Consider the following 11,913-nt stretch of genomic DNA (forward strand, 5'->3'; position numbering starts at 1 on the left):
CATCGCGCACGGTTTCAGACTGTCCGCTTCTGTGGTCACATACGTTAAGCTGACGCATCGGGATTGAACCCCATACCAGACAAGGAAGACCATGGCCGCTTCATCCACAAATGCCACAAGTGACAACCCGCATATTACCCCCGGTTTTCACGCGGTTCACGCCAATCATTTAGAAGATCTGCGCCGGGCCGTGGTGTTTATCTGCCAGCAGAACCCGCTACCGCCGCTGCAAAGCGAAACGTTTCTAGTGCAAAGCAACGGTATTGCCCAGTGGTTAAAACTGGCGCTGGCGGAAAAGCGTTCAGAGGATGGCAGCGAAGGCGGCTTGGGCATTGCCGCCGGTATGGATTTTTTGTTCCCGGCGCGGTTTATCTGGCAGGCCTATCGCGCCGTGCTGCCAGACGGCGAGGTGCCAGAGCAATCCCCCTTTGATAAACGCCGACTGGTGTGGCGGCTGTACCGGCTGTTACCGGAACTTGTTCTTACAGATGAGGCGTTCAACCCGCTGGCGCGTTTTCTGGACGGCAGCGACACCGATTTGCGGGCGTTCCAGCTGGCCGAAAAAGTCGCGGATTTATTTGACCAGTATCAGGTGTTCCGAGCCGATTGGCTGGCAGCCTGGGAGCAGGGCCGGGATGTAGTCATCAGCACCCGTAACGGCGAAAAACCGATTGAGGAAGACACCCGCTGGCAGCCAATGCTGTGGCGCAAGCTGGTGGAAGACACCGGTACCGAAGCGCACACCAGTCGCTCACAAATTCACACCCGTTTTATGACGCAGGGCCAGCAAATCACCGCACCCGCCCATCCGAGCCGCTTACCAAAACGCATTGTGGTGTTCGGTGTATCGTCTTTGCCACGCCAGGCGCTTGAAGCCCTGTACGTGCTTAGCCGCTTTAGCCAGGTGGTGCTTTGCGTTCACAACCCTTCGCAGTTTTACTGGGCTGATATTGTCAGCGATCGCGAACTGCTCAAAGCCGAGCGCAAACGCGGTGCCAGCCACCCTACGCTGTCGCAGATTGACGACGCCGACCAGCTGCACCAACACGCCAACCCGCTGTTGGCAGCCTGGGGTAAACAGGGCCGGGATTATATTCGCCTTCTGGACGAATTCGACAACCCCGACGAGTACCGCAACAGATTCCAGACGCCGGATCAGAAGATCGACATCTTCTCCGAGCACGGTGCAGGTCAGGCAACCTGCCTGCTGCACCAATTGCAGAACGATATTTACAACCTGACCCCGCTGCAGGAGATTCGCGCTGAACAGCGCGAGCTGAATCTGCAAGATGACCATTCCATGGTGTTTCACGACGCCCACAGCCCACAGCGTGAAGTGGAAATATTGCATGACCAGCTGCTGGCTTCGTTCAACGCCGATAGCACCCTGCGCCCCCGCGACATCATGGTAATGGTGCCCGACATCAACGTGTATGCACCCCACATTCAGGCGGTGTTTGGCCGCTATACCGCCGGGCGCAAACGCCATATTCCGTTTACCATTTCCGATCAGGGTCAGCGCAACCACGAGCCGGTATTGATAGCCCTGGAAACCCTGATGTCGCTGCCGCGCCACCGCTTTGGGGTGAGCGAAATCATCAGCCTGTTGGAAGTGCCCGGCATTCGCGATCGGTTCGAGATTGCCGAAGAGGAAATCCCCTTGGCGCGGCGCTGGGTGGAAGGCGCCAATATTCGCTGGGGCCTGCACGGGGCCCACCGGGAAAGCCTGGAGCTGCCAGCCGATCTGGATCGCAACACCTGGCAATCTGGCCTGCGTTCCATGCTGTTAGGTTATGGCATGGGCGACGACGAGCCCTGGGCCGGCGTTCAGCCCTACGGCGAGATTGGCGGCTTGCAGGCCAGCCTGGCCGGACGCCTTGGCGAGTTTATCCATCGTTTGGAAATTCTGTGGCAAGACCTACAGGCAAGCCGCACACCGCAACAGTGGGAAGCGCTGTTCGCCGCCATGCTGGAACAGTTTTTCCACAAAGTCGAAGGCCATGACCTTTTGCTGCTGAACCGCTTTCGCCGCCAGCTGGAACAATGGCTGGACGACACACTGGCCGCGGGGCTGGAACACCAGCCGTTGCCATTAAACATTGTAAAAGACGTGCTATTGGACGGCCTGGATGAAGGCGGCCTGAACCAGCGTTTTCTGGCCGGCAAGGTGAACTTCGCCACCTTGATGCCTATGCGCGCCATACCGTTTCGCACGGTGTGCCTGCTGGGCATGAACGACGGCGACTACCCGCGCTCGCGGCCGCCGGTGGATTTTGACCTGATGGCACAGGATTATAGACCGGGGGACCGTTCCCGCCGGGAAGACGACCGCTATCTGTTTCTGGAAGCCATGCTGTCGGCCCGCGAACAGCTTTATATCAGCTGGGTAGGGCGCAGCATTCGCGACGATTCGCCACGGCCGCCATCGGTGCTGGTGGGCCAATTGCAGGATCACTTGAACGGCTTATGGCATCTGCCAGGGCAGCCCAATGTCGCGGTAACGGATGCACTGACCACCTGCCACCCGCTACAACCGTTCAGCCGCGACTATTTTCCCCAAACCCGACACGCCCGCAGCCTGTTCACCTACGAACACGAATGGCGCAGTGCTCACGGCACTGTCTCGACAGACGCGCAACAGCAGGCGCTGGCGTACCAGCAGCCGGAAGAACCCATCACCCTGAATGATCTGGCCGGCTTTTTGAAAAAACCGATAGACACGTTTTACCAGCGCCGCCTGCAAGTGCGCTTTGAAGACGTGGAAGACGACGACACCGACACCGAAAACTTTGATTTGAACGGCCTCGACCGCTGGCGCCTAGACACCGAACTGATTGAACAGGGCGTGCTAAAAGCCAGTAACGAGGAAGATCTGGAACAACGCTTGGAAACGACCCTCGACCGCATGGCCCGGAGCGGCGACCTTGGCATGGGCATCACCGAGCACCGGCTGCGCGGCGAGCTGTCTGGCCGTCTGCCAAATTTGTTCGAACGTTATCGGAGCGCCCTGGCCGAATGGCCCGAGGAAATCCGCGAACCCCTGCCATTTAATTATCATTTAGCCACCAGCACCGGCTCGGTGGAGGTGCTGGATCTGATTGACCATCTGCGCCGCAATTCAGAGGGTAAGCTCTGCCGGGTGGTCATCGCCGGCTCCAGCCTGCTCACGGGCAGCGGGCAGTCCAAAAAAATTCGCTACGCCAATCTGATACGCGACTGGGTGATTCACCTAGCCGGGCAAATCGCAGCGCAGCCTTTTGAAACCCTGATTCTGGGCAAAGAAGAAAAACGCAATGTGCGCTTCGCACCTCTGGCAAAGGAAACCGCACGCAAGCATCTGGACGCCATTTTGGCGCGCTGGATGGACGCCAATACGCGCGCATTACCGGTGCACTGTGAAGCCGGTTTCGCCTGGATTTATAGCTTTTATCAAAGCAAAAAATTTCTCGGTGAGCACGAACGCGCCATCAGCGACGCCGAGCAGGCCTACACCACCGCGCTGGAACGCGACACCGGCTATTTACGCGGCGCCTTTGACAGCGCTGAATTATTGTTGGAAAGCGGCGAATTTGAAGCCCTGTTGCACGAACTCTATGTGCCCCTGTGGGAAGCCGAACAAGGCAAATCCGCCGCCGGTCAGTTCGAGGACGAGGTATGACAGCTACTACACCTTTTATAGCGCCCTTAATGGCGAAGCCAAACCCCAATCTTGACCCATTGGCGCTACCCCTGAACGGCAGCACCCTGATTGAAGCCAGCGCCGGAACCGGCAAAACCTTCACCATTGCGATTTTGTACGTGCGCCTGGTACTGGGCCACGGTCAGCCGGAAGGCGGCGCCCTGGCCGCGGGCCTGGTACCGCCAAACCTGCTGGTGGTGACCTTTACCGACGCTGCGACCAAAGAGCTGCGGGATCGCATTCGCATTCGGCTGACCCAGGCCGCCGAGGTGTTTTCCAATGTCGCCGATAGCATACCGCCCACAGCAGAAACCGCGCTGATTCACCAGCTGCGGGATGACAGCTATCCAGACCCGGCCACCTGGCCAGACTGCCGCAAAAAACTGCTGCTGGCAGCGGAATGGATGGACGAAGCTGCAGTATCCACCATTCACGCCTGGTGCAACCGCATGCTTAGCGAGCACGCATTCGACAGCGGCAGCCTGTTCCGACTTACCCTGGAAACCGACCAAAGCAGCCTGATGGAAGAAGTGGTGCGGGATTACTGGCGCACATTTATTTATCCGTTATCGCCAGAGCTGATGGACGAGGTTATCGACCATTGGAAAACCCCTGACCAACTGCAAAAGGCGGTGCGCAATCTGCTTCTGGCTGCTGATTCCCTCGACGCGACCAGCGGCAGTGTAGAACAGCTGATTGACGCCACAGTACAACAGCGTAAAAAGCAGTCGCAAACGCTGAAAGCCCACCCTTGGGCTGAGTGGAAGCCCGAAGTAACCGACATGTTGCTGGCACTGAACAAAAGCAAACGCCTGCACGGCGGCAGTATGAAGCCGATGGTTACGGCCTGGGACACCCTGCTGGACTGGACAAACTCCGATGAGTTTTTCCCTGCCGGAATGGAGAAAGCCGGCTTTCAGAACCAGACACCCGAGGTGCTTGCGACAAAACTCAAAGGCGATGGCGATGTCCCACACCACAAGGCGTTTGACGCTATCGCAGAACTGATCGCCTTTAGCGAAAACCTGCCCAGTGCCGAGGCCGATATTCTTCGCCACTCAACTCATTGGATTGCGGCGCGGTTGGAATCGGAAAAACAGAAACGCTCAGAAATGGGTTTTGATGACCTGCTCACCCGGCTGGACGACGCTTTGCACGGCCCCCGTGGCGACCAACTGGCGGCCACCATTCGCCGCCAGTTCCCGGTCGCGCTAATAGACGAGTTTCAGGACACCGATCCGGTTCAGTACCGCATCTTCGACCGCATTTACCGGGTGGCAGAGAATCGCCCGGATACCTGCCTGCTGATGATCGGCGACCCAAAACAGGCCATTTACGGCTTCCGCGGCGCCGACATTTACACCTATCTGGACGCCCGCACCGGCGCCCGCGACCGTACCTGGACACTGGGCCGAAACTTCCGCTCGTCACGGCCAATGGTGGCAGCGGTGAACCGGGTGTTCGAGTATGGCGACCAACACAGCCCCGAAGGCGCTTTTCTATTCGGCAAAGGCGATGCCTCAGCGCTGCCATTTCAGGCGGTAGAGGCCAACGGCACCAAGCGCCTGTGGGCCGTCAACGGCGAGCTGAAGCCCAGCCTGACGCTGTGGGCCAGTGAAAGCGAAAACACCGACAAAAGCGGCAATCGCAAAGGCCTGGCCAAAGGCAACGCCACCCTTGATGTGGCCGGCACCTGCGCCAGTGAAATTGCGCGCCTGCTGACGTTAGGGCAACAGAGTTTGGCCGGTTTTGCGCTGGAAACCGACCTGAATGACATCGAGCCGGTAGAACCCAAGGACATCGCTATTCTGGTGAACAACCGCAAGGAAGCGGCGGCCGTGCGAAATGCGCTTGGGCAACGGGGCATAAAAAGCGTGTACCTGTCTGACCGGGATTCGGTACTGACGTCTCAAGAGTCAAAAGAAGTGCTGTGCTGGCTAAAAGCCTTCGCCGAACCCCGCCAGCTGGCCTATGCCCGCGCGGCCCTGGCCACACCAACCTTGGGCTTGCCTTGGTCCTATCTTGATCAGCTACTGACCAACGAGATGGCCTTGGAGCGTGAAATCGAGCGCTTCATGGGCTACCAGCAGCAGTGGCAAAGCCAGGGCGTGCTGCCCATGTTGCGCAGTTTTCTGATGGACTTTGACGTGCCCGGCAGGCTGCTGCAGCGCGTCGGCGGCGAGCGCCGGCTAACCGACATTCTGCACATTGCCGAACTGCTGCAACAAGACAGCCTGCAGCTAGACGGCGAACACGCACTGGTGCACCACTTCACCGCCATTCTGCGGGCCGCCGACGACGAAGACGAGCACCGCACCCTGCGCCTGGAAAGCGACGCGGGGCTGGTAAAAGTGATCACCGTGCACAAATCCAAAGGCCTGGAATACCCGCTGGTATTTTTACCCTTTGGCACCGCCTACCGCGCGGAAAACGAAAAACAGGCGTTTGTGCGTTATCACGACGACAAAGACCAGCTGATCACCGTGTTCGACCCCACACCAAACGACGTCGAGCAGGCGGACAAAGAACGCCTGGGTGAAGACATCCGCAAACTCTACGTCGCCTTGACCCGCGCCCGGTTTGCCACCTGGGTGGGCGTGACCGAAATTGAGAACTGGCAGCTGAGCGGCCTGGGGCATCTGCTCAACGGTAACCCTGCCGCCACACAATCGCTGGGTGACGCCCTGCAACAACTGGCCGCTGACCACAGCGAGCTTTTCGTAGAATCCTTGCCCAAAGCCACTGACGAGCACTATGCGGAACCTGCGCCCGCCGCCCTGGGACCGGCATTGGTGTCCACCCGCGAGGCGCGCGAAGACTGGTGGATTGCCAGCTACTCGTCGCTGGAATACAGCGGCCTGTCTGGCACCGGTATTATGTTTGCCAGCGAGTTTGAAGATGCCGAAGCCCAGAACCTGCTGGAAGAAGGCACCCAAACCAGCGATGAAGAAGACGCCGCCATGCTGCTCAGCCACAGCCTGCACTATTTCCCCAAAGGCGCAGGCCCCGGCACCTTTCTGCACGATATTCTGGAATGGTGCGTGCAGCAGGGCCTGCAACACCTTGTGGATAACCCACCGCTGCTGCGAGAGCAGCTCACCCGCCGCTGCAGTACCCGGGGCTGGAGCGATTGGGTAAACACCCTGGAGCATTGGCTACTCGCGCTGATGCGCCAGCCGCTGCCGCTAAACCGCAGCAACAGTGAAAGCACCAGCCTGGCCCGCCTGAACACACTGCGTCCGGAACTGGAGTTTTGGTTTGAAAGCCGCAATGTCAGCACCCGCGCACTGGACAAGCTGGTGACTCAACACACGCTCAATGGCGCTGACCGCCCACGAGTGGAGGGCGGGCGCTTCAACGGCATGCTCAAAGGCTTTATTGATCTGGTGTTTGAACACAACGGGCAGTATTACGTGCTGGACTACAAATCCAACGTGCTGGGCGACAGCGATAGCGCTTACACCAATCAGGCCATGGGCGAAGCCATCCTGGAAAAACGCTATGACCTGCAATACGTACTTTATCTGCTGGCCCTGCACCGGCTGCTGAAAGCCCGTCTGCCAGATTACGATTATGACCAACACGTGGGCGGTGCGGTCTATCTGTTTTTGCGCGGCATCCATGCGCCCGGAGCCGGGGCGTTTTGCGACAAGCCACCGAAAGCATTGATGGAGCAACTGGATGCCATGTTTGATGGCAAAGCCACGGCCGCGGAGGTGGCAGCATGAGCAAAACCCGGAATTTCGACAACCAGTTTGCCTTTGATCTGGACGAGACGACACCTGTTATCGCCAGCTCCCCTGACAACAGGCTTGCCCTGCAGCACACCGATGCTCTGCTAGAACAGCTGGACGTATGGCAGCAAGCCGGCTGGATTCGCCCGCTGGACGTACGCTTTGCGCAGCTGATCCGGGATTTATCAGACGAACAGGGTAAAGCACCAGCACCCCTGGTTTTGCTGCTCGCCGCACTGGTATCCCATCAAGTGGGCCGCGGCCACGTGTGCGTGGACCTTGCAACTCTGATGGCTGATGCCACAACAACATTGTCACTGCCACCGGAAGAGTCAACGGCAACCCGCAGCCAGAACAAAGCAAACCAGGCCAGCTCTGATAAAGAGCTTTTCGTAGATCCAACAAACACCGACCCTGGCCAAACTCAGCCAAGTGATTTGCTGGCACATGTGTCCGTGCAGGAGTGCCTTGCCCTACTGAACGATGCGTTAGCGGTCAGTGATGGCTCGCACACCACGCCGCTGGTGCTAAATGGAACCCGGCTGTATCTGCGCCGCTTCTGGCGCTACGAGCAATACATTGCTGCCGGCATTCAACAGCGCCTGGCGCAGCCGTCCCCGCTGGCTGACCCGCTATCGCCCGCGGCGGCCACTTTGAGCCAGGCTCTGGACGTACTGTTTAAACCGCAGGGCTCTTTAAATCCTCAAAGCTCTCAAGATTCTCAAAGCACTTTAAACTCGCAGAATCCCCAAAACTCTGTCGATTACCAAAAACTGGCCTGTGCCCTGGCGGCCCGCAACCGCTTTGCAGTGATTACCGGCGGCCCCGGCACCGGCAAAACCACCACTGTGGTCAAGCTGCTGGCGGCTTTGCAGTCCGTCGCAGGCGAGTCACCGGAGCGGGAAGGGGGGGATGGGAAGAAAGGTAGAAAGTACCGTATTCGCCTGGCCGCGCCGACAGGCAAAGCCGCTGCGCGACTGAACGAATCCATCGGCGGCGCTGTCAGCCGGCTGCCCTTGGCACAATTACCGGGGCAGGTCGCATTGGCGGATATACCCACCAAGGTAACCACCCTGCACCGGCTGCTGGGCAGCCGTCCGGACACTCGCAAGTTCCGCCACAACCAGGATAACCCCCTGTTGGTGGATATTCTGGTGATTGACGAAGCCTCCATGGTGGATCTGGATATGATGGCGTCGGTGTTCGATGCACTGCCGGCAAGCGCCCAGCTCATTCTGTTAGGTGACAAAGATCAGCTAGCCTCGGTAGACGCCGGTGCGGTGCTGGGCGAACTCTGTCAGCGTGCGCCTGACGGGCATTATCTACCAGCGACTGTGCAGTGGTTGAAAGCCATCACCGGCACCGACATTCCAGCGGTCTTGCAGGATTCAAACGGCCAGCCTCTGGACCAGGCGGTGGCCATGCTGCGCAAGAGTTATCGATTTGCCGAAGGCAGCGGCATTCGCCACCTGGCCGAAGCGGTTAACACCAACACCCTGAGCGCCGACACCCTGCAGCAGGCCCGTGACGCAACTTTTGAGGACGTAGTCTGGCTCAATGGCCGCAGCAAAAAACCCTCTCTGGAGAGTGCTCAGGCGCTGATCTGTGGCCATGCGGTCAGTGGTAGTCGGCAGGCATTCAGCAATAACGGAGACGGGCGAATCGATGGCAACGGGCAGCCTTTACCGCCACCGGTGGGTTACCGCCATTACTTAACGCTGATGCAAAATCACAATCTGGACGGCAACAGCACAATCGGGCAGTGGGACCAACTGGCTAAATCGGTATTGCAGGCTTTCAGCGATTTTCAAATACTCTGCGCCCTGCGCCGCGGGCCCTGGGGCGTGGAAGGGCTGAACGATTTGATCGCCAGTCACCTGCTGGCGCAACGGCTGATTCCGCGAGCCGAAGGCTGGTACGCCGGCCGGCCGGTGCTGGTTACCGGTAACGATTACAACCTGGGCCTGATGAACGGCGACGTAGGAATAACCTTCAGCGTTGCCTCGAACATGGGCAAAGGCATGGGGATGGGCACGGATCCGCAAAGCGATGACGAGAAAACACAGACCGTGTTGCGCGTGGCCTTTCCCACCAGCGACGGCAGCGGCGACATCCGCTGGATTTCACCTAGCCGGCTGCAACAGTTGGAAACCGTGTACGCCATGACCGTGCATAAATCCCAGGGTTCGGAGTTCAACCACACCTGCCTGATACTGCCGGACCGGGTAAGCCCGGTACTCACACGGGAACTTATTTACACCGGCATTACCCGGGCGAGAAACTGGTTCAGCCTGATAACCGGTGACGCCAGCGTATTCAGCGACAGCGTGGAGCAGAGTGTGGTGCGGGCTTCCGGGTTGGGTGCGGTGCTTGATGGCGATTCGGTAAATTGATCGTTCAGCTCTGGCGTTAACGCCGGCATGGAGGATCCCGCCAGTTTTAAAAACTTCAGTCGCCGCAAAAGCACGGGCAAACCTCCGTGTCGGAGTTCCGAAAATTTATGCAGCCATGGATGGCTGCAGTTAAGCCCTACAGGGACGTACTTGCGGGCGATTTTCGGAACTCCGACACGGAGGTCTGCTTACTCAAACGTGTGGTGAATCCTTGTTCATCTATTCTTTTTCAGTCGTCTCTTCATCATCACTATGCTGTTGCTGCAACCACAACCGGGCGTAATAGCCATCCTTTTCCAACAGTTCATTGTGGCCACCACTCTCCACAATCTGGCCCTCGTCCATCACCAGAATGGTGTCCGCGTCGCGCACGGTGGATAAGCGATGCGCGATTACCAGCGTCGTGCGCTGCCGGGTAACCGCGTTAAGAGCATCCAGAATGGCCTGCTCGGAAATTGAATCCAGTGACGACGTGGCTTCGTCCAGAATCAGCAGCGGCGGGTTTTTCAACAGAACTCGGGCAATGGCCACGCGCTGTTTTTCGCCACCGGAAAGCTTCAGTCCACGTTCTCCCACTCTGGTTTGATAACCGTCTGGCAGGCTGCGGATAAACTCATCCAGGTTGGCCTGGCGGGCCGCGTAGTGTATCTCGGCTTCACTGGCGCCGGGGCGGCCGTAGGCCAAGTTGCTGTAAAGGGTGTCGTTAAACAGCACGGTGTCTTGCGGCACTACGCCAATAGCCGAGCGCAGACTATCTTGGGTAATGTTGCGAATGTCTTGCCCATCAATGGTGATGCTGCCGCTGTTTACGTCAAAAAAGCGGAACAGCAACCGTGCCAAAGTGGATTTACCCGCACCGCTGGCGCCCACCACCGCGATGGTGTGGCCGGCGGGTATGGTGATGTTCACGCCTTTCAGAATCTGCCGTTCCGGGTGATAGCTGAAGCGCACATCGCGGAACTGCACTTCGCCCTTGGTAATGGTCAGGGCTTTGGCGTCGGTGGCGTCTTCAATGGCCGGTTCGTCGCCAAGCAAGGCGAACAGACGCTCTACATTCACCAGTGACTGGCGGATTTCGCGGTACACAAAGCCCAAAGCATTCAGTGGAATGAACAACTGAATCAGGTAAGCATTCACCATGGTGAAGTCGCCCAGGGTCATCTGCCCGCTGGCCACCTCGCGCACAGCCATGGCCATAATGGCCACCATGGAAGCGCCGATAATAAACGCCTGGCCAATGTTCAGCACCGCCATAGACGTGCGGTTCTTAAGACGCGCCTGCTCCCACAAATCCAGATCTTCGTCGTATTGTTCGGCTTCAAAGCGCTCGTTATTGAAGTATTTAACGGTTTCGTAGTTCAGCAGGCTGTCGATTGCGCGGGAATTAGACTGGTTGTCGCGGTTGTTGGCTTCGCGCACGAAGGCCGTGCGCCATTCGGTCACGCGGATGGAAAAAACCACGAAGACCACCACCGACACCAGTATCGCTATAACGTAACTGACGTTGAAGGCCACCAGCAGAATGCCCGCCACCATCGCGATTTCCAGCAGGGTGGGCACAATATTGAACAGGGTAAAACGCAGTAAAAAGCTGATGCCGTTGGTGCCGCGCTCTATATCCCGCGCCAGGCCACCGGTTTTGCGATCCAGATGAAACGCTAATTCGCGAGCGTGAAGGTGGTTAAACACCCGCAATGACACTCGCCGCATGGCACGTTCGGCCACACGGGCGAAGATGGCGTCACGCAGCTCGCTGAACAGGGTGCTACCAAAACGCAGCGCGCCATAGGCCAGCACTAACATCAGCGGAATCCACAGCATCATGTCAGCGCCGCGATTTTGATCCAGATAATCGACGATGTATTTCAATGCAATCGGCGTGGTGACTATGGCCACTTTCGCCATGATCAGCATGCTCACCGCAATGATCACCCGGCCGCGGTATTCCGCCAGGTAGGGCCACAGGCCAGCGATGATTTTCCAGTCCGGCTTATGGTTGGCGGGGTAGTCGTTATCGGCGTAGGGGCGCACAGAGATTCCTTAATGGTCACAGAGCAGAGGGGCGTATGATAAACCCTTAGGCAATACAGATCGTAAGTCTGCGGAA

General features: G+C 58.2%; 4 protein-coding genes. 3 read left to right on the forward strand and 1 reads right to left on the reverse strand.

The genetic code is table 11. The annotated features are described in order from the left end of the window. The first annotated feature begins 91 nt into the window (after positions 1–91). Genes recC through recD form a run of 3 tightly spaced genes read left to right on the forward strand, consistent with a single transcriptional unit; the run spans position 92 to position 9,806 of the window. Entirely contained in the window at positions 92–3,658 is a 3,567-nt protein-coding gene (recC, locus tag ATG98_RS07605) for an exodeoxyribonuclease V subunit gamma (RefSeq protein ID WP_098422543.1), read from the forward strand. Further along, on the forward strand, positions 3,655–7,407 hold the full coding sequence (gene recB, locus ATG98_RS07610; protein ID WP_098422544.1) for an exodeoxyribonuclease V subunit beta: 3,753 nt from the start codon (positions 3,655–3,657) through the stop codon (positions 7,405–7,407). Before recC ends, recB begins: the two co-directional genes overlap by 4 nt. Further along, complete coding sequence (gene recD / locus ATG98_RS07615) at positions 7,404–9,806, forward strand: exodeoxyribonuclease V subunit alpha (protein ID WP_098422545.1); 2,403 nt, start codon at positions 7,404–7,406, stop codon at positions 9,804–9,806. The genes recB and recD overlap by 4 nt, the downstream gene beginning before the upstream one ends. 219 nt (positions 9,807–10,025) lie before the next feature. Here the strand turns inward: recD and ATG98_RS07620 are convergent, their stop codons facing one another. Then, a complete protein-coding gene (locus ATG98_RS07620) occupies positions 10,026–11,837 on the reverse strand; it encodes an ABCB family ABC transporter ATP-binding protein/permease (protein ID WP_098422546.1) in 1,812 nt (603 codons plus the stop codon). Positions 11,838–11,913 lie beyond the last annotated feature (76 nt).

It is taken from the genome of Marinobacter sp. LV10R520-4 (assembly GCF_002563815.1).
Classification (GTDB): Bacteria; Pseudomonadota; Gammaproteobacteria; order Pseudomonadales; family Oleiphilaceae; genus Marinobacter.

Excerpts from the sequence above, each read along its gene's own strand:
- recB (WP_098422544.1), top strand. The coding sequence starts at position 3,655 with ATGACAGCTACTACACCTTTTATAGCGCCCTTAATGGCGAAGCCAAAC.
- recD (WP_098422545.1), top strand. The coding sequence starts at position 7,404 with ATGAGCAAAACCCGGAATTTCGACAACCAGTTTGCCTTTGATCTGGAC.
- recC (WP_098422543.1), top strand. The coding sequence starts at position 92 with ATGGCCGCTTCATCCACAAATGCCACAAGTGACAACCCGCATATTACC.